This is a genomic window from Caballeronia sp. ATUFL_F1_KS39, assembly GCF_023630985.1.
Lineage (GTDB): Bacteria > Pseudomonadota > Gammaproteobacteria > Burkholderiales > Burkholderiaceae > Caballeronia > Caballeronia zhejiangensis.
This window is the reverse complement of sequence record NZ_JALQDZ010000042.1, coordinates 32,862-59,085: the sequence shown is the minus strand read 5'-3', so window position 1 is coordinate 59,085 and position 26,224 is coordinate 32,862. Positions and strand designations below refer to the sequence as shown.

Annotated in this window: 23 protein-coding genes; 14 read left to right on the top strand and 9 right to left on the bottom strand. The window is 63.7% G+C overall.

From position 1 onward, the window contains the following. Window position 1: 1 nt before the first annotated feature. Window positions 2-925 carry a LysR family transcriptional regulator gene (locus NCR93_RS22805; protein WP_175981246.1) on the top strand — a complete coding sequence of 308 codons (924 nt, stop codon included), beginning with the start codon at window positions 2-4 and terminating at the stop codon, window positions 923-925. A gap of 54 nt (window positions 926-979) precedes the next feature. Here the strand turns inward: NCR93_RS22805 and NCR93_RS22800 are convergent, their stop codons facing one another. The 5 genes from NCR93_RS22800 to NCR93_RS22780 form a co-directional block, all read right to left on the bottom strand. Further along, window positions 980-1,549, bottom strand: a complete 570-nt coding sequence (locus NCR93_RS22800; protein WP_175981245.1) for a PAAR domain-containing protein — start codon at window positions 1,547-1,549, stop codon at window positions 980-982. Between the two features lie 3 nt (window positions 1,550-1,552). Continuing rightward, window positions 1,553-1,933, bottom strand: a complete 381-nt coding sequence (locus NCR93_RS22795; RefSeq protein ID WP_175981243.1) for a DUF7079 family protein — start codon at window positions 1,931-1,933, stop codon at window positions 1,553-1,555. After that, complete coding sequence (locus NCR93_RS22790) at window positions 1,918-2,724, bottom strand: hypothetical protein (protein WP_175981241.1); 807 nt, start codon at window positions 2,722-2,724, stop codon at window positions 1,918-1,920. Before NCR93_RS22790 ends, NCR93_RS22795 begins: the two co-directional genes overlap by 16 nt. Before the next feature lie 455 nt (window positions 2,725-3,179). Next, window positions 3,180-4,475: an MFS transporter gene (locus NCR93_RS22785; RefSeq protein ID WP_175981239.1), complete on the bottom strand. Its 1,296-nt coding sequence runs from the start codon at window positions 4,473-4,475 to the stop codon at window positions 3,180-3,182. Window positions 4,476-4,707: 232 nt separating this feature from the next. Continuing rightward, window positions 4,708-6,264 (bottom strand): methyl-accepting chemotaxis protein, encoded by a 1,557-nt coding sequence (locus NCR93_RS22780; RefSeq protein WP_175981238.1) that lies wholly within the window; start codon window positions 6,262-6,264, stop codon window positions 4,708-4,710. 287 nt (window positions 6,265-6,551) lie between these two features. Between NCR93_RS22780 and NCR93_RS22775 the strand changes: the two genes are divergently transcribed. Next, complete coding sequence (locus NCR93_RS22775; RefSeq protein ID WP_175981236.1) at window positions 6,552-7,550, top strand: FUSC family protein; 999 nt, start codon at window positions 6,552-6,554, stop codon at window positions 7,548-7,550. On the opposite strand, the gene NCR93_RS22770 is transcribed toward NCR93_RS22775, so the two are convergent. Next, entirely contained in the window at window positions 7,492-7,803 is a 312-nt protein-coding gene (locus NCR93_RS22770) for a hypothetical protein (RefSeq protein ID WP_175981234.1), read from the bottom strand. The two genes, NCR93_RS22775 and NCR93_RS22770, sit on opposite strands and share 59 nt — an antisense overlap. 90 nt (window positions 7,804-7,893) lie before the next feature. On the opposite strand from NCR93_RS22770, the gene NCR93_RS22765 reads away from it, so the two are divergent. The 5 genes from NCR93_RS22765 (at window position 7,894) to NCR93_RS22745 (ending at window position 15,139) form a co-directional block, all read left to right on the top strand. Then, on the top strand, window positions 7,894-9,114 hold the full coding sequence (locus NCR93_RS22765; protein WP_175981232.1) for a helix-turn-helix domain-containing protein: 1,221 nt from the start codon (window positions 7,894-7,896) through the stop codon (window positions 9,112-9,114). Window positions 9,115-9,150: 36 nt separating this feature from the next. Next, window positions 9,151-9,789 (top strand): Vgb family protein, encoded by a 639-nt coding sequence (locus NCR93_RS22760; protein WP_008348584.1) that lies wholly within the window; start codon window positions 9,151-9,153, stop codon window positions 9,787-9,789. Window positions 9,790-9,886: 97 nt separating this feature from the next. Next, complete coding sequence (locus tag NCR93_RS22755) at window positions 9,887-12,007, top strand: ATP-binding protein (RefSeq protein ID WP_208456994.1); 2,121 nt, start codon at window positions 9,887-9,889, stop codon at window positions 12,005-12,007. Window positions 12,008-12,083: 76 nt separating this feature from the next. Next, window positions 12,084-14,363, top strand: coding sequence for a putative bifunctional diguanylate cyclase/phosphodiesterase (locus NCR93_RS22750; protein WP_175981229.1), 2,280 nt, complete (start codon window positions 12,084-12,086; stop codon window positions 14,361-14,363). 152 nt (window positions 14,364-14,515) lie between these two features. Then, window positions 14,516-15,139, top strand: a complete 624-nt coding sequence (locus NCR93_RS22745) for a YajG family lipoprotein (RefSeq protein ID WP_239294858.1) — start codon at window positions 14,516-14,518, stop codon at window positions 15,137-15,139. Between the two features lie 5 nt (window positions 15,140-15,144). Here the strand turns inward: NCR93_RS22745 and NCR93_RS22740 are convergent, their stop codons facing one another. Next, the gene (locus NCR93_RS22740; RefSeq protein WP_033536295.1) at window positions 15,145-15,402 is read right to left on the bottom strand and encodes a hypothetical protein; all 258 of its coding nucleotides are present in this window, start codon (window positions 15,400-15,402) and stop codon (window positions 15,145-15,147) included. A gap of 49 nt (window positions 15,403-15,451) precedes the next feature. Next, a complete protein-coding gene (locus NCR93_RS22735) occupies window positions 15,452-16,411 on the bottom strand; it encodes a LysR family transcriptional regulator (protein ID WP_175981225.1) in 960 nt (319 codons plus the stop codon). Between the two features lie 135 nt (window positions 16,412-16,546). On the opposite strand from NCR93_RS22735, the gene NCR93_RS22730 reads away from it, so the two are divergent. From NCR93_RS22730 to NCR93_RS22720, 3 genes are read left to right on the top strand one after another with little or no spacing between them, the layout of a single operon-like run. Then, window positions 16,547-17,872 carry an MFS transporter gene (locus NCR93_RS22730; protein WP_175981224.1) on the top strand — a complete coding sequence of 442 codons (1,326 nt, stop codon included), beginning with the start codon at window positions 16,547-16,549 and terminating at the stop codon, window positions 17,870-17,872. Window positions 17,873-17,903: 31 nt separating this feature from the next. Next, entirely contained in the window at window positions 17,904-19,409 is a 1,506-nt protein-coding gene (locus tag NCR93_RS22725) for a M81 family metallopeptidase (RefSeq protein ID WP_175981222.1), read from the top strand. 39 nt (window positions 19,410-19,448) lie between these two features. Beyond that, a complete protein-coding gene (locus NCR93_RS22720) occupies window positions 19,449-20,477 on the top strand; it encodes an alpha/beta fold hydrolase (RefSeq protein WP_034472629.1) in 1,029 nt (342 codons plus the stop codon). Between the two features lie 20 nt (window positions 20,478-20,497). On the opposite strand, the gene cadR is transcribed toward NCR93_RS22720, so the two are convergent. After that, window positions 20,498-20,929, bottom strand: a complete 432-nt coding sequence (gene cadR, locus NCR93_RS22715) for a Cd(II)/Pb(II)-responsive transcriptional regulator (RefSeq protein ID WP_008348568.1) — start codon at window positions 20,927-20,929, stop codon at window positions 20,498-20,500. A 202-nt stretch (window positions 20,930-21,131) separates the two neighbouring features. Here cadR and NCR93_RS22710 point away from each other — a divergent pair, with 202 nt between their 5' ends. The 4 genes from NCR93_RS22710 to NCR93_RS22695 all read left to right on the top strand — a co-directional run bounded on the left by NCR93_RS22710 (window position 21,132) and on the right by NCR93_RS22695 (window position 26,177). Continuing rightward, window positions 21,132-23,195 (top strand): heavy metal translocating P-type ATPase, encoded by a 2,064-nt coding sequence (locus NCR93_RS22710; protein WP_175981220.1) that lies wholly within the window; start codon window positions 21,132-21,134, stop codon window positions 23,193-23,195. Window positions 23,196-23,222: 27 nt separating this feature from the next. Beyond that, window positions 23,223-23,564 carry a double zinc ribbon domain-containing protein gene (locus NCR93_RS22705; protein ID WP_175981218.1) on the top strand — a complete coding sequence of 114 codons (342 nt, stop codon included), beginning with the start codon at window positions 23,223-23,225 and terminating at the stop codon, window positions 23,562-23,564. Next, window positions 23,492-24,109: a hypothetical protein gene (locus NCR93_RS22700; protein WP_175981215.1), complete on the top strand. Its 618-nt coding sequence runs from the start codon at window positions 23,492-23,494 to the stop codon at window positions 24,107-24,109. The genes NCR93_RS22705 and NCR93_RS22700 overlap by 73 nt, the downstream gene beginning before the upstream one ends. Window positions 24,110-24,197: 88 nt before the next feature. Next, a complete protein-coding gene (locus NCR93_RS22695) occupies window positions 24,198-26,177 on the top strand; it encodes a PhoX family protein (RefSeq protein ID WP_175981214.1) in 1,980 nt (659 codons plus the stop codon). Window positions 26,178-26,224: the final 47 nt, after the last annotated feature.

The following is a 26,224-nucleotide window of genomic DNA, read 5'->3' as shown; positions in this document are numbered from 1 at the left end:
CATGATCGCGCCGGCTTCGACCATCCGCAAACGTCTGCGCTTACGTCATCTGCAATTGATGATGGCGCTTTCGGAAACCGAATCGCTCAGAAGCGCCGCCGACGAACTCGCGATGACGCAGCCTGCCGCGACGAAGGCGTTGAAGGAACTGGAAGACACGATCGGCGCGTCGCTGTTCGTGCGTCATGCGCGAGGCATGGAGCCGACGATCTACGGCGAAGCGGTGATGCGCTATGCGCGCGTCGTGTTCGAGGACCTCGATGAATTGCGCGATGAGCTCGCGGCGATCGAGGCGGGCGATATCGGCAAGGTGCGGATCGGCGCGGTGATGGCACCTGCGCCTGACTTGCTGACGAAGGTGATCGTGGAGTTGAAGGAAGCGCATCCGCGCTTGCAGATCAGCGTGCAGATCGATACGAGCGATGTGCTCGTGCAGGCCTTGCAGCAGGATCAGTTGGATATTGTCGTCGGGCGCATTCCTTATGGCTTTTCAGCGCTGGACCTGACGTTCGAGACCTTGTCGGAAGAGGCGCTCGCGATCGTTGCGCGGCCGGATCATCCTTCGGTCGGTATTGCGGCCAAGCCGAAGCTCGCCGATCTCGCGAAGTATCCGTGGATCGTGCAGCCGCATCCGAGTCCGATGCGGCAGATCATCGACCAGACGTTTCGTGAGTCGCGTGTGGCGCCGCCGGTGAGTACCGTGGAGACTTCTTCGATTCTGACCACGTTGTCGCTGTTGCGGGATTCGGACATGCTGGCTGTGTTGCCTAGCTCGGTCGCGGATTATTATGCTGCGCTCGATACCATCGCTTCTTTGCCCACCCCGTTGCGGGGGCGTCTCGCGCCTTATGGGTTGATTCTCAGGAAGAACAGGCGGATTAGTCCTGCCACGCAGTTGGTGATTGAGGCTATTCGGAAGGCTTGAGGGTTTGGTGAGTATGCGGGAGGGGAGGGCCCGTAAGGGACGGGCCACGCGGCCTTAACCGCATATCAAAGATAGTAACGATTCTGTTACGGAGCGGTCGCTTGTGTCGCTTTCGCGGGTGACGATCTCGAATTGGAGGCATGCGCTCGAATTCGATCGATTGAATCGAATGACATTTTTCATGTCGACCGTTCCGTGTTCTGTGGAGCCGTCCGCAAAGTGCGCCACGCATGACAAGCCGTTGTAGTTGCTCTCGCCTAGCGTGAAGCTAATCCAATGATCGCGCAAAGTAGACGACGCCAGGTTTTGCTGCGCAGGATCCGACGATTTCGAGCTGCATTGCGCTGCGCCGAAATAGTACCCTGCGTCAGAGCCTGCTAGTACCCGGTTCACCCTACACGGACATCCGACCAAATCCCCGTCGAGAACGATTTTCGTGCCGCTGTCGAATAGGTCGCTCCCTGTACCGAATATCAGATGCCTTCCCTCGCACTTGCCGCAGGTTGCCAGGCTGCGATCCAAGGCGACTCGCTTACCGTTGTCGAAGATCGTGCCCGTACTTCTTGCTAGAACGCGCCCGCCCGTGCTCGTGTAGTCGTCGTCCCGAACTGCTGCTTTTCGCATTGGTCAACTCTCTTCGTTTGCTTGCCGCTGGCGCCGAATGGCGCTCTCGACCTCTTTCCATACGCCGCCAGCAATGCAACGATAGTAGAGCCTGCGGATTGCTAAGCTAGGGCGAGACTTTTTTTTGTATGTCATCCCCTGTCTGATCTTCTCAATTATCCATTCGCGATCGAAACCCTCTTCGAGAGCTGGCGTGGTTATTGTTAGGTTGAACGAGCACGCTGGCGCAATTTCATCGAAAAAGAGTTCTTCAACCTCGCCAAGCGGATACCGTGCGGCGATCTGCAACCCCTTTGTTAGTAGCTCCACCGGAAAGGACGTGAAGAATTCAGAGAGATATTCCCAAAGAATCTCTCTGTCTTCATCTTTTATCGGAGACCCCATGATTCGAACTCTCTAATTTCGTCAATGTAGGCGTCGAAAGCCAGCTCGGTGAGCGCGGTGCCCGCGCCCATGCCGACAAGCGCGAAACCCAAAGCACATATTGGTTCGGCCGGGCCACAGACGAAGGATGTCCCGAGTCCGGCGAGAAAGGCCCCGAGCATACCACCCATGATGACGGTGCCCTGTTTCGATGTTTCGGTAATCTTGTCTTCTGATGATGCTATGGCAACTACCGCGAGCGTCGCTGTAACCAATATAGCGACGCGACCCGCCAGTGCCAGCTTCCCGGTTGCCGCAGTCACGCGGACATCGTTTCCTCCGGCCGACTGAATAACAGAGTACGCAACATTGCTTTTCTCCACGTCGGTGAGTGCCAAATAGGACTTCTGATAGAGCCGCCGTGAGTATCGGTCTAGCGTTTCTTGCAGAGTCGGGCCGACCGGTTTCATCTTTGTTGCGTAAGCCCGGCCGACAGTCGAAGACACTTTTCGAGTCTCAATGAGTATCTGATTGCGCAAGCGGTTGCAGTAGGTTGCGCCATCGATTGCCGACATTCGTCCCGCCTCGACCTCCTGTTGAATCATGTGACTGACCCGCTGGATTCCTGCTGCATAGCGTTGCCTAACGCGAGCGTCGGAGATCGCTTCGTTTGCGAAGGTTGCCGCAGTGCTTGCCAACGCCTCCTCAGCTTTCCTCAAGTATTCGCTTGCGTCTATCGCATGCTCGTTCTGGGTTGCAAAGGGTCCCGAAAAGGCGATTGGTGGTTCTGCGGATTGCGTTTGAATGCTCATTAGACAACATGTATTGGTGAGTCGGTGCAGTAACCCGATCTAGCGCCTACGCAGGTCGAACGGGCAAGCTTTTGGGCTTGAACTCGACGGGCGAAAACTTAAAGAAGAAGTATTTCAGGATGTACTAGGGATAACCCTTGAGCCCGAAGGACGCGAAACGGAAACGAAACAAAAATCAGAATTCTGTGCGGAAAAAGGCGGGGACGTGATGCAGGAGTAGAGTACCGGCGCGTCGAAAAAGAACGGTCGACGTGATGCTCGTTCACGAAGGCCATCTGCCTCGTTTGCATTGGTCGCGAGCGCCGGGGACGTCAAAGGGACAATCTAGCGAAATATGCGAAGCTTTCCTGATTGAGGTCGATATGACGCCCAGTGGGAATTCACACGAAAAATGACCGTCGTTCTATCGCAGGCACGACGGTATCAAAGTGTCAACCGATTCGCCCTCAAACCCGCTACTCCGCAAACCCCAATTCCCTCCCAGAAGCCGCCGCACCAGCGCTATCCAACGCAATATCCGGCCGCATAAAAAACGTCATCACGATGCCAACCGCGAGCAACCCCAACGATCCAGCGAACGGCAAAGTCCAACTCCCGGTCCGATCGACGACAAACCCGAACACGATCGGCGAGAAAATCCCCGCGATAGCGGACCCTGCATTCACCAGCCCGCTGGCAATCCCGACATGTTTCGGCGTGATGTCCATCGGCACGGCCCAGATCGGTCCAATCGTCATCTCGAGAAAGAAGAACGACAGGCTCATCGAAGCAGCCATAACCGGCAGCGACTTCACGAACATCACCGGCGCGAGAAACACGAGCGCCCCGAGAAACGCGACGATGATCATGTTGCGCCGCGCCGAAACCAAGCTGCCCGTGCGCTTCAGAATGCGATCGGAGATCACGCCGCCCGCCGTATTCCCGACGACGCCCGACAAGAACACGCCCGCCGAAAACAACGCCGAACTCTTCAGATCGAGCCCGCGTCCATGCATGAAGAACGTCGGCAGCCACGTGAAGAAGAGCCAGCCGGTCCAGCCATAGCAGAAGTAGACGAGCATCGTCGGCGAGATGCGCTTGAGCAGGCGTCCCCACGGCGTCGGTTCGCGCGTCTTGTCGACGGCGACCTTGTTCTCCGGCGGCAACTCCGCTTCTTCCTCCGCCGTCATATGCCGATGCTTGCGCGGATTGTCCGCGAAGTACCACGCATAAACGATCACCCACACGGCCGTCAGCGCGCCGACGAGCACGAAGGACGCACGCCACGAAGCGAACGCGACCAGCAACGCGATCAACGGCGGCGTAAGCGCGTTGCCAAGACGCGAGAACGAATGCGTGAGCCCCTGCACGAAGCCGCGCTTGCTCGCCGGATACCAGTTGACGAGCGCGCGCGCCTGCGCCGGCAGCGCCGCGCCTTCGCCGACGCCGAGCAACATGCGCGCGCAGAACAGCGACGCGACGCCGCCCGCGAAACCCGTCGCGATCGTCGCGACGATCCAGATCGACGCGCACAGCACGAGCGTCGTCTTCGCGCCGAATCGATCGCTGAACCATCCGCCGATCACCTGGCAGATCGCATACGTATAGGCGAACGCGCCGAACACGAGGCCGACGTCGGTATTGGTGAGATGAAGATCGTCGCGTATGAGGCCCGCCGCAGCGGACAGGTTCACGCGATCGAGATACATGATGAACGACATCGCGCACATCAGCGCGAGCACGGAGCGGGTGACTCTGGGTCGATGCAGCATCTTCTATGTCTCCTCCGAGGCTTGTTGCGCGCTGGCTGATTCGTTGCGCGCGCTCTTTTATCGAGGACGGACCGCATGTCGATCCGACGCTCCGCAGTCTCGCGAAAACAGCGATAGCCGTCTATTGAATTCGCCTCATGAGGTGATTACCGGCGGTTATGGCTCGGCAAAAGACAAACGGCTCGCGTCCCGAAGGATCGCGAGCCGTGCATGATCGAGACGCGAAACGGCGTCAGACCGTCGCGCGTATGCCTTCATCGTGAAGACGGAAGGTCTCCACCGCCGTGCGCAATGCGCCCGCCTGATCTTCCAGCGATTGCGCAGCCGCCGCCGCTTCCTCGACGAGCGCCGCGTTCTGTTGCGTCACTTCATCCATCTGCGTGACGGCGCGCGCCACTTGCTCGATGCCGCTGCTTTGCTCTTCCGACGCCGCCGCGATCTCGCCCATGATGTCGGTCACACGCTGCACCGCCGTGCTGATCTCCGTCATCGTGCGGCCGGCTTCATCGACGAGCGCGGCGCCCGATTGCACGCGCTCGACGGAGTTGTCGATCAGCTCCTTGATCTCTTTCGCCGCCGCCGACGAACGCTGTGCGAGCGAGCGCACTTCCCCAGCGACGACCGCGAAGCCGCGGCCTTCTTCACCGGCGCGCGCCGCTTCGACGGCTGCGTTCAACGCGAGAATGTTCGTCTGGAACGCAATGCCTTCGATGATCGTGATGATGTCCGCGATCTTCGACGAGCTATGGTTGATCTCGCCCATCGTCGTCACGACCTGCGACACGACATGGCTGCCCTTGCCCGCGATCTCCGACGCATTCGCAGCAAGCACGCTCGCCTGGCGCGCGTTGTCGGCGTTCTGCTTGACCGTGCCGGTCAGCTGATCCATGCTCGACGCGGTTTCCTGAAGCGCCGACGCCTGTTCTTCGGTGCGCGACGAAAGATCCACATTGCCCGCCGCGATCTGCTTGGTTGCGGACGCAATCGACTCACTGCCGCCGCGCACAGTGCGCACCGTATCGATGAGGCTCGATTGCATCGTCGCGAGACCGCGCAACAACTGGCCCATTTCGTCGTTCGACGTCACTTTCACGTTGCTGCGCAAATCGCCGCTCGCGATCGCATCGAACTGCGCAAGCGCCACATCGAGCGGACGCGAAATGCGACGGCGCAGCGACACCCACGAATAGAACGAAGCGGCGATGCCCACGAGGATCGCGATGATCGACGCCATGCGGAACATGCCGAAGACTTGCTGGCCGTTGTCATAGGCGGCTTTCGCCTGATCGAATTGCAGCTTGCGCAGCGAGATGCCCGTCTTCGCCAGCTCGTTGAACGAGACCTGCATCGCGTTCGCATCGGCGACGATCTTCGCCTGATCCTGCGCGCGTATATCGGCATAGCCTTCGTCGAGCAGCTTCTGCACTGCGAGACGCTGCGCGCCGAACTTCTCGGCGAGCACTTTCTCTTCCGGGCCCTGCGGCAATCCGGAGTACTTCGTCCAGGCTTCGTCGGAAGACTTGCGCATCAACGCGCCGCGTCCGATGGCTTCTTCCGCCGCGGGCGTGCCCACGTTCAGCGCCGCCCGATCGAAGGAGAGACGCTCGCGCGCCACGAACATTTCCGCATTGCCGATCGATACCGCGCTCGGCATTTCATTCGTGAAGAGGTCGTGCGTGACCGTGTTGGACTGAGTCATGCCGATCAGTCCGACCATGCCGACCGCGATCAGAAGTGCGCTCAGAAGCATCATGGCCAAGGCCAGTCGGCCTTTGATTGTGGAAAACATAGCTCTCTCAAGGTGGCTGCATCGCAAGGGCGCGTGCGCGAGCGGTGACGGCGATGCTTCGTCTGCCGCGCCGCCGATGAGTGCATCGGCTGATCTGTATAACGACCGCAGCGCAAAGTCCTTTAGAAAACGTTTAAATGATGTTTTAGCACGGTCATGCGAAGAAGCCTTGTTTTAAGGGTTTTGCCGGAGCGAACCGGGAATCGACGGCGCATTGCGAGCGATTGTTCACATCGGCCCGGACCGACGACTAAACTTCATGCGAACTCACGAAGAGGCCACAGCGCATGTCCGCCGATGCACCGCATCTTCGTATCGCCAGCGAGATCAAGCTCTGGCCGCTCGCGCACGCGACGATCGCGCTGCTGCCTTTCGTCGCGCTTGCGCTCGCCACCGGCAACGCGCTATGGATGAAGGCGTCGCTGCTCGCGATCGCCACGACCATCGCGCAAGACCAGCTCGCGTTGAGACCGCCTGGCGTCGTCGCGCACGGACTCGCGGTCATCGCCGGGACGTATCTGCTGCTGCTTGCCGAACTCGTGCCGGCGTTCTTCGTCGTTGCGTGCATGACGCTCGCGGCGTGCGTGATTCTGCTGGCATCGCGCGGGTCGAAACTTCGCACGGTCGGCAACTGGACTTTCATCCCTGTGCTCATTCTCGCGAACGAACTGCACGGCGGACGCACCGTCGATGCGTTGTTGCACGCCGCGCCCGCCTGGTTGCCTTATCTCCTTGCCGCGCTCGTGCCCGCGATGTTGTCGGCGCATATGCGCTCGCGTGGCAAGCCCGCGTCACGCTGGTCCAATCTCGATGATTTCGGAGAACGCGCGCCCTTCGGCGAAGACCTCGCGGCGATGCTCGCAAGCGTCGGCATTGCCGCGATGATGGTCGTGTACGCGCACATGGATCACGCGAACTGGGTGATCTGGGGCGCGGCGAGCATCGTCACCGGTTCGGTCGATACGGCGCGCACGAAGCTGCGGAACCGCGCGTGGGGCGTGATCGCGGGCGTGCCGATCGGCATCGTGCTCGGGCGCTTCGTCGTGCCGCATTCGGGCATGGCCGTCACGCTCGCGACGCTCGCCGCGTTCCTCACGCTCGTCGCATTTCAGCGCTATATCGTCGGATACTTCTTTCGCTGCATGTTCGTTGCGCTTGCAATCATGCTGGCGAATCAGTCCGCCGCCGATGCGTTCGAGCGGCTCACGCATGTGCTCGCGGGCGGAGTCATCGGCATCGTGTGCGTGCTGGGCGCGCATGTGCTGGCGCGTCGCATGTCGCGTTGAATGTCCGCGGATCGAAGACGAAGAGCGTCGCCTTCACGATCGCGAGCCACATGCCGATGAACGCCGCCATCGCGCGCAACCATGCGCGGCCGCACATCGGCGTGAAGGCGGGCGATGACATCCAGCCGCCGGGCATCGGCCACTCGCTCATCGGTGACATCGGCATGTGCATCGCATGAATCGCGATCACGCTCGCCACGACGACGAGCGCGATGATCGCGACGAAGCGGCTGCTGTCTCGTTCGATGTTCATGATGTCCTTCCTGCCAAGGCACGTCGAGTACGGTGTTAGATTAGTCGCGGGCGTGCACGGCAAAGGAGTGACAAGTGTGTCGGGATTCGCATGGATTCGCTGATCACGGCGGCGGCGCGCGCGCTCGCGGCGGGTGATCCGCTCGGCGCGCTGAATCGCATCGCGTTGCGCGAGGATGCGAATGCGCTCGCGTTGCGCGGCATCGCAATGGCGCAGCTCGGCGACTTCGTTCGGGCGCGCGCGCTCGTCAAAAGCGCGGCGCGCGCGTTCGGCGCGAAAGAGGCGCTGGCGCGTTCGCGCTGCATCGTTGCGGAAGCGGAAATCGCGCTCGCATCGCGCGATCTCGCGTGGCCCGCGAAGGCGCTCGATCAGGCGCGCGCGATTCTCGAAGCGCACGGCGATCACGTCAACGCCGCGCACGCGCGCTATCTCGAAGTGCGGCGCGCGCTTCTCATCGGACGGATCGACGATGCGCAACGCATGCTCGTCGAGTTGGATCATGCGACGCTGCCCGCTGCATCGCGGGCCGCGCATGAACTCATCGCTGCGGGCATCGCGATGCGCCGTCTGCAGACCCACGCGGCGCGCGCGGCGCTCGAACGCGCGACGCTCGCCGCGCGTGAGGCTGCGATTCCCGCGCTCGCCGCCGAAGTCGACAGCGCGTGGCGCATCCTCAACGCGCCCGCCGCGCGTCTCATCGCGCAGGGCGAAGAGCGGCTGCTCCGGCTCCATGAAGTCGAAGCGCTGTTCGCATCGAATGCCTTCGTCGTCGATGCGTGCCGTCTTTGCGTGCGCGAAAACGGCACGTCGATGTCGCTCGCGACGCGCCCCGTGCTCTTCACGCTCGCGCGCATGCTCGCGCAAGCGTGGCCCGGCGATGTGCCTCGCGACGCGCTGATCCTGCGCGCGTTTCGCATTCGTGAAGCGGACGAAACGCATCGCGCGCGCTTGCGCGTCGAGATGGGCCGGCTGCGCACGATGCTGCGCGCACACGCGAACATCGATGCGACGCCGCGCGGCTTCGTGCTGAAGCCGCGTCACGCGCGCGACGTTGCGGTGCTCGCGTTGCCCGTCGAAGACGAACATGCGCCGCTGCTCGCGTTTCTCGCCGATGGCGAATCGTGGTCCAGCTCCGCGCTCGCCATTGCGCTTGGCGCGAGTCAGCGCACGGTGCAGCGATCGCTCGATGCGCTCGCCGCGAGCGGCAAGGTGCAATCATTCGGTCGCGGCCGTGCGCGCCGCTGGACCACGCCGCCGATGCCCGGATTCGCGACGGCCTTGTTACTCCCCGTCGATCTCGCGAGTGATTAGCATGAAGCCATCGAATCAATCATCAGGAGGACGGCGATGAAACGCGCGAAGGCGGAAATCATCCGCGAATATGGGCCTTTTCCGGATATCGACGGCGTGCATGGCGTCACGTATGACGGCGAGCATGTGTGGTTCGCCGCCGGCGATACGCTCAACGCCTTCGATCCCGAAAGCGGCGAGAAGGCGCGAACGCTCAAAGTCGCGGCGCATGCGGGCACCGCGTTCGACGGCGAGCATCTGTTTCAGATCGCCGAGGACCGCATCCAGAAGATCGATCCGCGAACCGGTCGCGTCGTGTCGACGATTCCCGCGCCGGGCGGCGGCGCGGACTCGGGGCTCGCGTGGGCCGAGGGCACGCTCTGGGTCGGGCAGTACAACGAACGCAAGATTCATCAGATCGATCCGGACGATGGCGCGATCCTGCGCACGATCGAGTCGAATCGCTTCGTGACGGGCGTGACGTGGATCGACGGCGAACTGTGGCACGCGACGTGGGAAGGCGACGAAAGCGAGTTGCGGCACATCGATGCGCAATCGGGCGAAGTCATCGAGCGGCTCGACATGCCCGAAGGCGTGGGCGTGTCGGGACTCGAATCGGATGGACGCGACCGCTTTTTCTGCGGCGGCGGGCGCACGGGCAAGGTGCGCGCGGTGCGCAAACCGAAGCGCGGATAAGAGGCATGGCGGGTAGCGCTTCAGGTCTAAACGAATAGCCTTTATGCTGTCGAATTCGCGAACGACCACGCGATTCTTCAGACAGTTAAGGCCGGTTTTGACTTCGAATATCTCCGATCACCGTCAGCTCGATTCCTGGGTCGGCGAAACAGCGCGCGCCATTCGCGACTACGACTGGCGCGCGACGCCGCTCGGTCCCATCGACGCATGGCCGCAAGTGTTGCGCTCCGTCGTGCAGATGATGCTGCGCAACGCGTTGCCGATGGCCGTGCTATGGGGCGACGAAGGCACGCTGCTCTATAACGACGCATACGCGCATTTTTCGGGCGGGCGTCATCCGCGCATTCTCGGCATGCCGATCGAAGCGGCGTGGCCCGAGGCGGCCGAGTTCAATCGCAATGTGCTCGATACGGGACTGCGCGGAGAATCGCTTTCGTATCGCGACATGAGCTTTACGTTGCCGCGCGACGGTCGCGATGCGCAAGTGTGGCTCGATCTGCATTACAGCCCGGTCGCGTCGAACGAAGGCGTGCCCGTCGGCGTGCTCGCGATCGTCGTCGAAACGACCGGGCGCGTGCTGCTCGAACGCACGCGCGCCGAAGCCGAACGCGCGTTTCGCGAAGCCGATGAGCGCTTGCAGCTCGCGCTCAATTCCGGCGCGGTGCTCGGCACGTTCGTGTGGGACATTCCCGACAATCGCGTGAAAGGCGATGAGCGCTTCGCGCGCACGTTTTCGTTTTCGCTCGACGAAGTGGCGCGCGGCATGCCGATCGAGGCGGCGTTCGCGAAGATCCATCCCGAGGATCTGGAACGCGTCAGGGGGCTTATCGTGCGCACGCTGCAGTACGGCGAGCCGTTTCGCGCCGAATACCGCATCCTTTCCGGCGATGCGCGATGGACCTGGATTCTCGCCACCGGCCGCTGCGACCACGACGAAACCGGCACACCAATGCGCTTTCCCGGCGTCATCATCGACATTCACGATCGCAGGATCGCCGAAGAGACCTTGCGGGAACTGACGCGCGGTCTCGAAGACAAGATCTCCGAAGCCGTGGCCGCGCGCATCGCGGTGGAGGCGCAATTGCGTCAGAGCCTGAAAATGGAAGCGCTCGGCGCGATGACGGGCGGCGTCGCGCACGACTTCAACAACACGCTGCAGGCGATCAGCGGCAACCTGCAATTGCTGCAGTATTTGCCGCCGACGGACAGCCGCGTGCCCGAGCGCGTACACGCCGCGATGGAAGCCGTGCAGCGCGGCGCGAAGCTCGCTTCGCAATTGCTGTCGTTCGCGCGGCGGCAACCGCAGTCGCCGGTCGTGATCAATCCGCAGCGCCTGTTCAAAGAGATGCGCGAGCTCTTGCAGCATGCAGTGGGACCGTCGGTATGCATCAACACGTTGCTCGCGGAGCACGCATGGAACTTCTGCGTCGACCGCAATCAACTGGAAAACGCGCTGCTGAATCTCGCGATCAACGCGCGCGACGCCATGCGCGGCGACGGCAAGCTCACGCTCGTCTGCTCGAACGAAGCGCTAGATGCCGCGGCGTGCGAGGGCAAGGATCTGCATCCGGGCGAATACGTGAAGCTGTCCGCATCGGACACCGGCGCGGGCATGGCGCCCGACGTGCTCGAACGCGCATTCGAGCCGTTCTTCACGACGAAGCCGGAAGGGCACGGCACGGGTCTCGGCCTCTCGATGGTGTTCGGCTTCGTCAAGCAGTCGGGCGGGCATATCGCGGTGTCGAGTTCGGTCGATGTGGGCACGACGGTCGAGATGTTTTTTCCGCGCAGCTTCGACGATGAAACCGCGCAACTGCGCGTCGATGCGATGACGGGGCACACGGGCGGCGCGACGGTGCTCGTCGTCGATGACGATCCCGCCGTGCTGATGTCGACGGTCGCGATACTCGAAGCGATGCATTACACGGTGCTGCGCGCCGCTAACGGCGATGCCGCGATGAGCGTGCTCGAAAGCGGCGTGAACGTCGACCTGATTCTCACCGACGTCGTGATGCCCGGCAAAGTGAAGTGCGCCGATCTCGCGGAATGGGCGTTTTCGCAGGAGCGGCCCGTGCCGGTGATCTACGTCTCCGGCTATACGCGCGACATCATCTCGCGCGATGGCGTGCTGCGGCCGAACGTGACCTTGCTCGGCAAGCCGTATCGCGCGGAGGCGCTGGCGAAGGAAATCGCGGGGGCGTTGCAGGCCGCGGCGTAGCGGTTCCTTTCTCAAGACTTTCTTCTCCGCGCCGATAAACACCGATCAAACCCATCACTAGAACAGGGCCAGAACGGTGCAGAGAGGCGCCAACGATTTCCTCGGGACCATCGGCGAGACCATCGCCAGGAACCGGCCTTACATCGAACGCGCACGCCGTTTCGGTGCGCTCGGTCTCGCGCCGCTCGGCGTGCTCGTCGCCGCGTGCGGAACCTTCTTCGTGCCGCTGCCGTGGAACGTGTTGCTCGGCGTGCTCGTCTTCGGCGCGGCGTTCGTCGTGCATCGCATGCACGAAGCGAATCGCAAGATCTTCGTCGCACGTCAGGTCGCGCATGGGCTGCTCGCCATCGCCGAGGACTGTCTCAAGCTGCTGTCGCTCGAAGGCCGCATCATGTGCATTTCGGAGGTCGGCGGGCGGCTCATCGAAGCGGATCACGCAGACGATCTCATCGGCGTCGACTGGCTCGCGCTCTGGGACGGCCCCGACGCGCGGCGTGCCTTCGAACGCGCGAAAGCGGGTGAATCGACGTCGTTCTCCGGAGCCTGCCGCACGATGAACGGCACGCTGAAATGGTGGACGTCGACCTTCGCGCCCGTCTACGGCGAGCACGGACGGGTGAGCGCGGTGCTGTGCAAGTCGCGCGACATCACGGCGGAGCGCAATCTCATCGACGAATTGCGCGGCAACGCGCGCGTGCAAAAGGACATGGAAGATCACGTCGATGCCGTCTTCTGGACCGCGACGCGCGATTTCCGCGAGCTTCTGCATGTGAGCTCCGCGTTCGAACGCATGTGGGAAATGCCGATGTCCGCGCTCGAAGCCGATCAGACCGCCTGGTCGCAAAGCGTGCATCCCGAAGACCTGCCCGCGCTGCGCGACGAAATGCGTACCGCCGTGAACACGGGCGCGGCCACGCAGAGCTATTTTCGTCTCTGCCTGCCGCACGATCGCACGCGCTGGGTGCGCGCAGATATTTATCCGGTCATCGAGGACGGCGCGGTGTCGCGCGTCGTGAGCGTGTGCGTCGATGCCACCGACGAGCGCGAGCGCCTTCAGGAACTGCATCGGCTCGCGAACACCGACAGCCTCACCGGACTCGCCAATCGCAACGCGATGATGGACGCGCTCGTGAAGCGCTGTGAAGCGCTCGCGCCGTTCGCGTATCTCTTCATCGACATCGATCGCTTCAAGTCGATCAACGACACGGCCGGTCATATCGCCGGCGATGCGGTGCTGCGCACCATCGCGCGACGCATCGCGGAAACGCTGCCCGATGGCGCCGTGGCCGCGCGGCCGGGCGGCGACGAGTTCACCGTGATCCTGCCCGGCAGCTTCGATCAGGAAAGCATCGAGCGCGCGTGCCGCAAGCTCTCGCTCGCGTGCCATCGTCCGATCGAGATCGACTGCAAGAGCGTGACGATGACGTGCTCGATCGGCGTCGCGCTCTATCCCGAACACGGACGCACGCCCGAAGCGCTTTTCATCAGCGCCGACATGGCGATGTACGCCGCGAAGCGCGCGGGCCGCAACACGTTTCGCGTGTTCGGCGATCGCGAGAAGGACGATCTCGCGCGCGCGCATCTCGAAGCGCAACTGCACGGCGCGATCCGCGAGAACGAGTTCGTGCTGCATTATCAGCCGCAATATCGCGTCGATTCCGGTGCGCTTGTCGGTGTCGAGGCGCTGTTGCGCTGGAATCATCCGCAGCTCGGGCTGCTCGGTCCGGGTGCGTTCGTGCCGGTGCTCGAAGAGAGCGCGCTGATCGTCGAGGCGGGGCACTGGGTCATTCGCGAGGCCGTGCAGGCCGGGTCGCAACTCGCGCTCGCGCTGCCGCAGGCTTGCTCGGTCGCGCTCAACGTGTCGCCGAAACAGTTCCGCGATCCGCGCCTCGTGTCGGTTCTGCGGCACGCGATCAGGCGCGCCGGCATCGATTCGAACCGCATCACGCTCGAGATCACCGAATCCGCGCTGATCGACAACGTCGATGATGCGCAGGTCGTGCTGTCGAACGTTCGCGCGATGGGCGTACGCATCGCCATCGACGATTTCGGCACCGGCTATTCGAGTCTCAGCTATCTCGCGCGCTTCCGGCCGGACGTGCTGAAGCTCGACAAATCCTTCGTCGACAACATCGCCACCGACGCGATGGTGCGCACGGTCGTCGAAGGCGTGATCGATCTCGCGCACAAGCTCGGCGTGACGGTGGTCGCGGAAGGCGTCGAGACGCAGGAGCAGCTCGACACGCTGCGCGACGTGCGCTGCGACAAGGTGCAGGGTTTTCTGTTGAGCCGCCCCGTCCTGCTCGCGAGCCTGATGATGCGGACAGACGCAGAAGACGCCGCGACCGTGCGTTAAACGCGTGCCCGCGCGGGCCGCCCGGCGTTATCATCGCGGCATTCGCGGATGCGAGCCGGAAACGGAGGATGGACGAAATGAGCCACCTGATCTTCGCGTTGGGCGTGTTGCTGCGGCGGTTGACGACGATCGTTCTCCGACGGAGAGCACCCATGAAGACCTTTTTCCTGGGCGTTGCGCTGGCCGCGATCGGCTCGCTTGCATGCGCCCAGTCCGCGCCGCAGTGCCCGCCCGCGGCCGGCCAACTGATACAGGTACGCGACTTCACGGCCGTCAGCCGTGAAAGCGGCGCGTCGCATGTGCTCGGCTCGCGATTGCGATCGGCGCGCAATGCGGTGAAGGTGGATCAGAACGCATCGGCGCTGGCGGATGGCATCGTCAAGGCGCTGAACGGGAAAGGTCTCGCCGCTTGCCATGTGACGGCGGATTCGCCGCCGCCGGCATCGGGCTGGCTCGTCAGCGGGGAGTTCGACGAAACGCTGTCGAGCGGATTCGGCTCCGCGTTGCCGTCGATGGGTTCATCCGACAAGACGCCCAACACGCATGTCACCGTGCAGCTCGCCAATCTTGCGGCGAGCCCGGACGCCGCGCCGGCGCAGATCGACACGAGCGGCGAACTGAAAGGGCAGAAATCGGCGGCCGCGCCGAAGCCCTACGGCGCCGCGGCGCGCTTCGTCATCAACGAGGTTCAGTCGATTTCCTCGCTCGATGCGCTCGCCGCGAAGATCGCCGATCAGATCGCGGCGGAGAAGGCGAAGCTCGACGGCGGGCAATAGGCGTTTCACGCCTCCGAGTCGCGCTTGCCTTTCGGATGGTCGGCGCTTGCGTCCGGCGAGGTGTCGGGATCCTTCAGATCGTGCTCGGGCGTGTACGGCCCTTGCTCGGGATGATCCTTGCCCTTCGGAACGAGCGTCGGATCGATATTGCCGTGCTCGCGCTGCTCGATCGTGCCATCGCTTTTTTCCTTGACGTCGCCCTCGCCGAGCGCCTCGCGGCGTTCGTCGGCGCGCTGCACGGGATCTGACGGTTCGCGGTTCATCGCATTCTCCTGAAGATGTTTCCGTGACGCAGCAAGCCCCGTTCCGCGATCACTTGCGACGTTCCCGAGCGCGCGTTCGTCTGACGGGCGCGGCGCCCGCATGCGCGAACATCGGCATGCGGGTCAGAATCCAGTCGAGCAGTTCCTGCGGCCCGGCCGCGAGCGGACGTCCGGCTTTCACGAGCAGCTTCGCCTGCGCGCTCTCGAAAAGCGGATGCGCGACCGGTATCGTCGTCAGCTCGCCGCTCGCGAGCTCGCGATACGCGGCGAATTCGCCGATCAGCGTCATGAAATTTTCCGCGGCCACGAAGCGCTTCAGCGCGCCGAGCGAGTTCGTCGTGAGCGTCGGGCGGATCGCGAGATCGTCGGTGGTTTCGAGCATCTTCACGACATGGCCGATGCCGAACGTGGGCGGCATCAGCGCGAGCGGATACTCGAGCAGATCGCGAATCCGCGCGACGCCGCCGCGCACGGCCAGCGGATGATCGCGCCGCGCGAGCAGCACGACCGGCTGCGGCGAGCTTGCCCGAATCTCGATGCGCTCGTGCGGCGGCGGGTTGTACGCGAGCCCGATATGCGCGCGGCTCTGCGCGACTTCTTCGAGCAGATCGTCGACCGCGAGCATCTGCACGTCGATTTCGAGGCGCGGATAGCGCGCGCAGAACGGCGCGAGCACATCGTCGACGAGCGTATCGACATAGCCTTCGCTCACCGCGAGACGAATCTGCCCTTGCTGCAGGCCTTTGAGCGCATGCAGCTGATCCTCGAACTTCTCCTGCTGCGAACGATAGCCGCGCCAGAATTCGAGCAGATGGAAAGCCGCTTCGGTCGGCCGCACGCCGCGCGGCTCGCGCTCGAAGAGCGTCGTGTCGAGTTCGTTTTCCAGCAATTTGATCTGCCGCGCGATCACCGACGGCGACGTGTTCAGATGATCCGCCGCGCCGCGAATCGTGCCGTGCGTGAGCACTTCGTGGAAATAGCGCAGACGTTGCTGATTGATTTCGCGCATGGTCGTCGTCCGTATGGGAAGGAATGCGTTGCTCGCAGAGCAACGATACGTGAACTTTGTTGCTCTTGCTCGCACGGTCGCACGCGCTCAACATCGCCTTACCCGAGAAAGGGAAGACGAGACAAGGAGACGCGGATGTCGACGATCCAGACCCTGCGCAGCGGCGATGCCGTTTCGGCGCTCTACAGCAGAATCAACTGGCGGCTGCTGCCGCTCCTCATCGCGTGCTACATGTTCGCGTATCTGGACCGCGTGAACGTGGGCTTCGCGAAACTTCAGATGCAAAGCGATCTCGGCTTCTCCGATGCAGCGTACGGCGTCGGCGCGGGGATTTTCTTCATCGGCTATGTGCTGTTCGAGATTCCGAGCAACCTGATGTTGCCGAAGATCGGCGCGCGTCTCACGTTCAGCCGCATTCTCGTGCTGTGGGGCATCACGTCGGCGTGCATGCTCTTCGTGCGCAACGTGCCCGCGTTCTACGCGATGCGCTTCCTGCTCGGCGTCTTCGAAGCGGGTTTCGCGCCAGGCATGATCTATTACCTCTCGAACTGGTACGGCCCTAAGCGCATGGCGCGCGCGATTGCGCTCGTGTTCGTCGCGGGGCCGCTCGGCGGTGTCGTCGGCGGGCCGCTGTCGGCGTGGCTGATTGCGTCGCTCGGCGGCGTCGGCGGACTCGCGGGCTGGCAGTGGATGTTCCTCGTCGAAGGCCTGCCGTGCATCGCGCTCGGCGCGCTCGTGTGGCGCGTGCTCGCCAATCGTCCTGCCGATGCGCGCTGGCTCACGCAGGACGAACAGCGGCTCGTCGAGGCGGAAGTCGGTCATCACGGCGGCGCGTCGCATCGCATCGAATCGTTCGCGGAGATCGCGAAGAACCCGCGCATCTATCTGCTGGCGATCGCGTACTTCTGCATCATCTTTCCGATCTACGCGATCAGCTTCTGGCTGCCGACGCTCATCAAGGAGCAGGGTCTCAGCGGCTCCATGCACGACACGATCCGCCTCGGCTGGTACGTCGCGATTCCGTACGTCGCCGCGGCCGTCGCGATGTACGCAGCGGGCCGCCGTTCCGACAAGGTCGGCGAGCGCCGCTATCACAGCGCATTGCCCGCGCTCGCCGCCGCCGCGCTGCTCGTGATGACGCCGTATGCGAACGGCAACGTCGTCGCGACGCTCGCGCTGCTCACGCTCGCCACCGCCTGCATGTGGATGGCCTACACGGTGTTCTGGGCGATTCCTTCCGAAACGATTTCCGGCCCGGCGGCGGCGGGCGGCATCGCGCTCATCAACACGATCGGCTTGTCGGGCGGATTCTGGGGCCCCGCGATGATCGGCTGGGTCAAGTCCGCGACCGGCAGCACGAACGGCGGCCTCGTCGTGATGGCGTGCATGGCGGCGCTGTCCTGCGTGCTGATTCTCGCGAACAGGCGCACGGCTGCCGCGGCCACGGCACGCGCGGCCTGAACATCAATCGATACTCGAAAGGACAAAGGTCATGAAGATTCTGATCGCAGGATTCCAGCACGAAACGAACACCTTCGCGCCGACGAAGGCGAGCTACCAGAGCTTCATCCAGGGCGAAGGCTTTCCGCCGATGGCGCACGGCGACGATGTCCTCAAGCTGCGCGACGTGAACGTGCCGATCGGCGGTTTCATTCAATGGGCCGAGGCGCAAGGGCACGAGCCGATTCCGGTGATCTGGGCGGGCGCGAGCGCATCGGCGCATGTGACGCAGGACGCATACGAGCGCATCGCGGGCGCGATCGTCGATCGCGTGCGGGCAGGCGGCTTCGACGCGATCTATCTCGATCTGCACGGCGCGATGGTCGCCGAACATCTCGACGATGGCGAAGGCGAACTGCTGGCGCGCGTGCGCAACATCGTCGGCGATGCGATGCCGCTCGTCGTTTCGCTCGACCTGCATGCGAACGTCACGGCGCGCATGGTCGAACTCGCGGATGCGCTCGTCGCGTATCGCACGTATCCGCACGTCGATATGGCCGAAACGGGCTTGCGCGCGGCGCATCTGCTGGCAAAGCGCATCGAACACGGGAAGCCGTTCGCGCGCGCGATGCGGCGCATCCCGTTTCTGATTCCGGTGAACGGCATGTGCACGCTCGTCGAACCGGCGCGCGGCATGTACGCCATGCTCGAGACATTGGAGAAGGATGTCGTGTCGCTGTCGTTCGCGCCGGGCTTTCCGGCATCGGATTTCGACGAATGCGGTCCGGTGTTCTGGGGCTACGCGCTCGACGGCGAGGCGGCGGAGTTCGCGGTCGACAGGCTATGCACGCAAGTCGTGGACGAAGAAGCGCGCTGGAACGTGCCGTTCCTCTCTCCCGATGAAGCCGCGCGTGAAGCGATCGACGCGAGCCGCGATGCGGGCAAGCCCGTCATCATCGCGGATACGCAGGACAATCCGGGCGTCGGCGGCGATTCGAACACGATGGGCATGGTCCGCGCACTGCTGCGCCACGACGCGCGCGACGCTGCGGTAGGCGTTATCTGGGACGAGAAGGCGGCGCATGCGGCGCATCGCGCGGGCGTCGGCGCGCGCATCAGGATAGCGCTGGGCGGCGGCTCGAACGTGCCCGGCGACGCGCCGCTTGAAGGCGAGTTCGAAGTCGAGTATTTGTCGGATGGCCGCTTCCGCTTCGACGGCCCGATGCTCAATGGCATGTCGGGCGAACTGGGACCGACGGCTTGCCTGCGTATCGGCGGCGTGCGTATCGCGGTGAGCAGCATCAAGATGCAGGTCTTCGACCGCAATCTCTTTCGCGTTGCGGGCATCGAGCCCGAGCGCATGAAGATTCTGGTGAACAAGAGCTCGGTGCATTTCCGCGCCGATTTCGAGCCGATCGCCGAGCGCGTGCTCGTCGCGAAAGCGCCCGGCCCGATGGCCGCCGATCCGGCCGATCTGCCCTGGCGCAATCTCGATTCGCGCATGCGTGTGCGACCGCTCGGGCCGACGCTCGCCGAACTGCGCGCATCGGCTGCGTGAACGTTTTTCATCGACTACATGGACAAGGAGAATCAAAAGATGCCGGACGATCAGATCAACGCGCGGCGCCGACGCTTGCTCGGCACGGCGGTCGCGAGTGTAGGCGCGATGCAGCTCGGTTTCAGCGACCTCGTGCGCGCGCAGACCGCGCCGCGCGCATCGTCGAGTGCGGGCTTCGCCGGCATTCGCCAGATCGACGCGGGCGCGCTCAACATCGGCTATGCGGAAGCGGGTCCGGCGAACGGTCCCGTGGTGATCCTGCTGCACGGCTGGCCCTACGACATCCACGCATTCGCGGAAGTCACGCCGATGCTCGCGGCGCAGGGTTATCGCGTGATCGTGCCGTATCTGCGCGGGTACGGCTCCACGCGCTTTCTTTCCGCCGACACGCCGCGCAACGGACAGCAGGCGGTGGTCGCGGTGGACATCATCGCGTTGATGGATGCGCTCAAGATTCAGCAGGCCACGCTCGGCGCGTTCGACTGGGGCGCGCGCACGGCGAACATCATCGCGGCGCTGTGGCCGGAACGCGTGAAGGCGATGGTCTCGGTGAGCGGCTATCTGATCGGCAGCCAGCAGGCGAATCGCGCGCCGCTGCCGCCGAAAGCCGAGCTCGCATGGTGGTATCAGTTCTACTTCGCGACCGAGCGCGGCCAGGCGGGCTACGAGGCGAACCGTCACGCTTTCAACAAGCTGATCTGGCAACTCGCATCGCCGAAATGGAACTTCGACGACGCGACGTATGACCGTTCCGCGAAATCGTTCGATAACCCCGATCACGTCGCCGTGGTGATTCACAACTATCGATGGCGTCTCGGGCTCGTGCAGGGCGAAGCGCAATACGACGCGCTCGAACAGCGTCTCGCGAGCGCGCCGACGATCGGCGTGCCCACGATCACGATGGAAGGCGATGCCAACGGCGCGCCGCATCCCGATCCGTCGGCGTATGCCAAGAAGTTCACGGGCAAGTATGAGCATCGGAACGTCGCGGGCGGCATCGGCCACAATCTGCCGCAAGAGGCGCCGAAAGCATTCGCCGATGCGGTCATCGACGCAAGCCGCATGTAACGCGCATGCAGGACGAAGCGCTAGCCGACGTGTGACTTCTTCGTTCTGCGTCCCGGCGTCTTCTGCGATGTCAGTTCGTGCACGATCCCGCACGAATCGACGGCGTGCTCGCCGCGGCATGTCTCGCGCAATGCGGTGAGCCGGTCGCGCAGCCTCATCAATTCGTCGATGCGCGCGCTTACGTGGCCGATATGCTCATCGACGAGCGCATCGATTTCGCGGCAATCCGGCGAGCGCGCCTGCAATGCGTAGAGCAGGGCGCGCACTTCGTCGTGCGTCATGTCGAGCTCGCGGCAATTGCGGATAAGGCGCAGGCGTTCGACATGCGTCTTGTCGTAAGTCCGGTAATTCGCGTCCGTCCTTGCAGGCGGCGGAATCAGCCCTTCCTTTTCGTAGAAGCGGATCGTATCGGGCGTGCAATTCGCTATGCGCGCCAGTTCCCCTATCTTCATTTCGGCATCCTTTTTTCTTGACCCTGGAGTGGCTCCAAGGTGTTCAATTCGGGAAAAGTCAAGAAAAGGAGCCAGTATGTTACGTCCCGAGAGCATCGGCAAGCCCCGGCCTGAGCCGGCTGATCGTCGTGTCCGAAATGATTTAAAGGAATACGAAATAAAGACGAAAGCTTCGGTTCGGACGGAGATCGTCATCGACGAGATGGATTGTCCGACCGAAGAGACGCTGATCCGCAAGAAGCTCGCGGGCATGCCGGGAGTCGGATCGGTCGAGTTCAATCTGCTGCGTCGCGTGCTGACCGTCGAACACGATGCCAACGCGCTCGCATCCGTTCTCGATGCGTTGCGCGCACTGGGCTTCACGCCGCGCACCGAACCCCGCAACGACGCGCCCGCAGGCAAGCGCGCGCTGTGGATGCTCGCCTTCGCGTGCGTTGCGGCGGCGGCGTCGGAGGCTGCGAGCGGGTTCGGCGGACCGTCCTGGCTCGTCGTCGCGCTCGCGCTCGCCGCGATCGCTTCGTGCGGCTTCTCGACGTATCGCAAGGGCTTCATCGCCATCAGCAACGGCAACCTCAACATCAACGCGCTGATGAGCATCGCCGTGACCGGCGCGATGGTCATCGGACAGTGGCCGGAAGCCGCGATGGTCATGGCGCTTTTCACGATCGCCGAACTCATCGAGGCGAAGTCGCTGCAAAGGGCGCGCAACGCGATCGCGGGACTCATGAAGCTCGCGCCCGACACGGCGACCGTTCTGCAAGCCGACGGCCTGTGGCGCGCGATGGAAGCGAGCGCCGTCACGCGCGGCGCCGTCGTGCGCGTGCGGCCGGGCGAGCGCATCGCGCTGGATGGCGTCGTCACGTCCGGGCGCTCCGCCGTCAACCAGGCGCCGATCACCGGCGAAAGCCTGCCCGTCGAAAAGTCGCCGGGCGACGATGTGTTCGCGGGCACCGTCAACGAAACCGGCTCGTTCGAGTTTCGCGTATCGGCGGCGGCGAAGGACACGACGCTTGCGCGCATCATCCGCGCGATCGAAAGCGCGCAAGGTGCGAAGGCGCCGACGCAACGTTTCGTCGATCGTTTCGCGCGCATCTATACGCCGCTCGTGCTTCTCGTGGCGATAGCGGTCGCGGTCGTGCCGCCGCTCGCGTTCGACGAGTTGTGGTACGCGTGGATCTATCGCGCGCTCGTGCTGCTCGTCATCGCGTGTCCGTGCGCGCTCGTCATCTCGACGCCGGTGACGATCGTCAGCGGACTCGCCGCGGCGGCGCGGCACGGCATCCTCGTGAAGGGCGGAACCTTTCTCGAACGCGGACGGCGCCTGCGCTGGCTCGCGTTCGACAAGACCGGCACGATCACGCACGGCAAGCCGGTGCAGACGCATTTCGCGCTGCTCGACCGGAGCATGGACGAAGGCCGCGTGCGCGCGATCGCGGCGAGTCTCGCGGGCCGTTCCGATCATCCGGTTTCGCTCGCGATCGCGCAGGCCGCGAGCCAGGACGGCGTGCCGCGCATCGCGGTGGAGGCGTTCGAAGCGGTGCCGGGGCGCGGCGTTCGCGGTGTCGTCGAAGGCCGTGCTTACTGGCTCGGCAATCAGCGAATGATGGAAGACATCGGACGCGGCGCGAGCCATGCGAAGCGCCGGGCTGAAGCGCTGGAGCGTGAAGGCAGGACCGTCGTGATGCTCGCCGATGCGGACAACGTCCTCGGGCTTTTCGCCGTGGCGGACACCGTGAAGGAATCGAGCCGCGACGCGATCGCCCGGCTTCACGCGCTCGGCGTGCAGACGGCGATGCTCTCGGGCGATAACCCGCACACGGCGCGCGCCATCGCGAGCGCGGTCGGCATCGATCGCGTCGAGGCGGGCCAGTTGCCCGAGGACAAGCTGCGCACCATCGAAAGTCTCGGCGCGGACGGCGGCGCGGTCGGCATGGCCGGCGACGGCATCAACGACGCGCCTGCGCTGGCGCGCGCGGACATCGGTTTCGCGATGGGCGCGATGGGCACCGATACGGCCATCGAAACCGCCGACGTCGCGCTGATGGACGACGACCTGCGCAAGATCGCCGCGTTTATCCGTCTTTCGTCGGCGACGCACGCGATTCTCGTGCAGAACATCGCGTTCGCGCTCGTCGTGAAGGGCGTGTTTCTCGCGCTCGCCGTGGCCGGACTCGGTTCGATGTGGATGGCCGTGTTCGCGGATGTCGGCGCAAGCCTGCTTGTCGTCGGCAACGGGCTGCGCATTCTGCATAAGCGCTTCAACTGAGCACCTCACCAGCAAAAGGAGCAAATCATGAGTTTCTTGCGGAAGCTGTTCGAGAACGGTCACTTCGGCGGACATGGCGGGCACGGCGGGCACGGCGGGCACGGCAGCCATCGGAGAGAGCATGACCGGCGTCATCGGGACGGCTATCAGGAATACAACGGCGATGAATCGTGGGGCCGTCATCCCGGCTCGATTCCGCCGCTGCCGCCCGATGTGATCTGCCCGCAATGCCGCAAGTCGAATCCGCCGGACACGGCCGTCTGCAAGCAGTGCGACACGCCGCTCGATCCCAGCCGATGCCCGACGTGCGGCACGTCGATCCAGGCGGGCGCGCGGTACTGCGTCAGTTGCGGGAAGCGCGTGGTTTGATTGTCGGAGCGTGTGGGGAACGCGCCGCCTTCGCAAGACTGGAAGCCAAAAAAAAGGCCACTGATGAGTGGCCTTTCTTCGCGATGCGATCAGAACGGTCGCGCGGCGATCAGTTGCACGCCAGCACGACGGCGCCGGTGACGTCTCCCGTGTTGGGCAGCTTCGCGGCGGACACGATCGCGATGGGAGGATGCGTCGCATTGTTGCCCATCAGTCGCGACATGACGTTCATGCCGCCGCCCATGACCTGTCCGCCCGCGAAGACGGTGTCCTTCGTGACGCTTGCGTTGCTGTCGGATCCGATCGGGCGACGTGGCCATCAGATTGGTGCAGGCGAGGGTGCCCGTGCGTTTGGCGAGCGTCAGCCGATTGCCGACGACGTAATGCGCGCCCTGGTTGGCGTTGAAATTGCCGCCGCCGGAATCGGAACCGTCGGTCCAGCGGCCCGATGGCAAAGCCTCAGCGGACATTTCTACGTTCCGGTCGAGGAATCAAGAGATTACAGCGTCCTGTCAAACAAATTTCACATTTCTTTCCTAAAGTAGCGCGTCAACCGGCACATCGGGCTGCAACGGCCCGAAGCAGGGACATTCATCGCCGGTACAAACCCACGATCAAGGACTCGAACCACACATGGCGCTGCCACTCGACCTCTCCCGCCGCAAAGCTCTCAAGATTCTCGCCGGCGCACCGATGCTGCCGCTCGGCGGCGCGACCGCCGCTTCGCTGCTCGCCACCGCATGCGGCGGCAGCGACAGCAACGCGGCGACGAACGCGTCCGCGCCCGCGTCGACGGCTGCGTTCACCACGGCGACGTTCAGCAGCATGGCCGCGCCGACGCTCGCCGATCCCGCGGCGATGGCGAAGACCACCGTCGGCTCGACCATGACCGTGAACTTCAGCGACGGCAGCAATCGCGCGTACAAGCTCGCGTATCAGCCGTTCTTCGTGACGGGCGATGTCGTGCCGAACACGGCCGGCGGCACCATCGTCGCGGGCGGCTATTTCGATATCGACAATCAGCCGATCATCGACAAGTCGGTGGCGGGCAAGGAGCGCCAGTTCTTCTCGGACTGCCCGGACGGCACGTCGCTCATCAAGCTCGACAAGACGACCGTCAAGGGCGTGAAGGGCAACGCCGTGTTCGCCGTCGTGCAGTTCGAATACACGACGCGCGACCAGAACGCCGCGAGCATGTACGGCCGCCTGCCGTCGCCGATCGCCGTGCTGACGCTCGATCAGGATCCGGCCACCGGCAAGCTGACGCTCGTGAGCTACGCGAACGTCGATACGTCGAAGGCGAACGGTCTGTGGATCACGTGCGGCGCGAGCCTCTCGCCTTGGAACACGCATTTGTCGAGCGAAGAGTACGAGCCGGATGCGGCGCTCGGCTCGAAGGACGCGCAGTTCCTCGCGTATAGCCGGAACCTTTACGGCGATCAAACGAAGGCCCGTCCGTATCACTACGGCCATGTGCCCGAAGTCACCGTCAACCCGGACGGCACCGGCACGATCAAGAAGCACTATTGCCTCGGCCGCATCTCGCACGAGCTGATTCAAGTGATGCCCGACAAGCGCACCGTCATGATGGGCGACGACGCGACCAACGGCGGCGTCTTCATGTTCGTCGCGGACAAGGAAGCTGATCTTTCGGCCGGCACGCTTTACGTCGCGAAATGCGCGATGACGTCATCGGCGGGCGCGGGCTCGGCCAATCTGACGTGGATGAACCTCGGCCACGCGACGAGCGATGAAATCGAGAACCTCGCCAACACGCTGACGCTCGCCGACATCATGGATGTCGTCAGCGATGCGACCGTCGGCGCGACGCTCGATGCGAGCTATACGCGCATCAACTACAACGGCGCGTTCAACTGGATTCGCATCAAGCCGGGCATGGAGAAGGCGGCCGCGTTTCTGGAGACGCATCGCTACGCGGCATTGCGCGGCGCGAGCATGTGCTTCACGAAGCTCGAAGGCACGACGGTCAACGCGAAGGACAAGATCGTGTACTCGGCGATGTCGCAGATCGTCAAGTCGATGGTCAAGGGCGACGCGCACGCGGCCGAATTCGCCGTCGACAAGACCATCAACTCCGGCGCGGTGTACGCGTTCAATCTGAAGGGCGGACAGAAGGATCTGACCGGCGCGGCGATCAACAGCGAATGGGTTCCGGTCGACATGGCCGCGCCCGCCGCGCTGGTCGGCGAAGACATTTCCGCCGATGCGCTCGGCAACATCGGCAACCCGGAGCGCATCGCGAATCCGGATAACCTCAAGTTCTCCGAGAAGCTGCGCACGCTGTTCATCGGCGAAGACAGCGGCCGGCACGTCAACAACTTCCTGTGGACATACAACGTCGATACGAAGTCGCTGTCGCGCATTCTGTCGGCGCCGTCGGGCGCTGAATCGACGGGCCTGCACGCGGTCGACGAGATCAACGGCTGGACCTACGTCATGAGCAACTTCCAGCATGCGGGCGACTGGGAAACGCCGCTGCATTCGAAGGTGCAGGCGACGCTCGATCCGCTGATCCGCGCGAACTACAAGGATCGCTACGGCGCGGCGGTGGGCTATCTGACCGCCGATGCAACCTCGGTCAAGCTGAGTTGACGAGCCAGGGGAAGCGCAACGCTTCCCTCGATGCGTAGCTTCGAGGT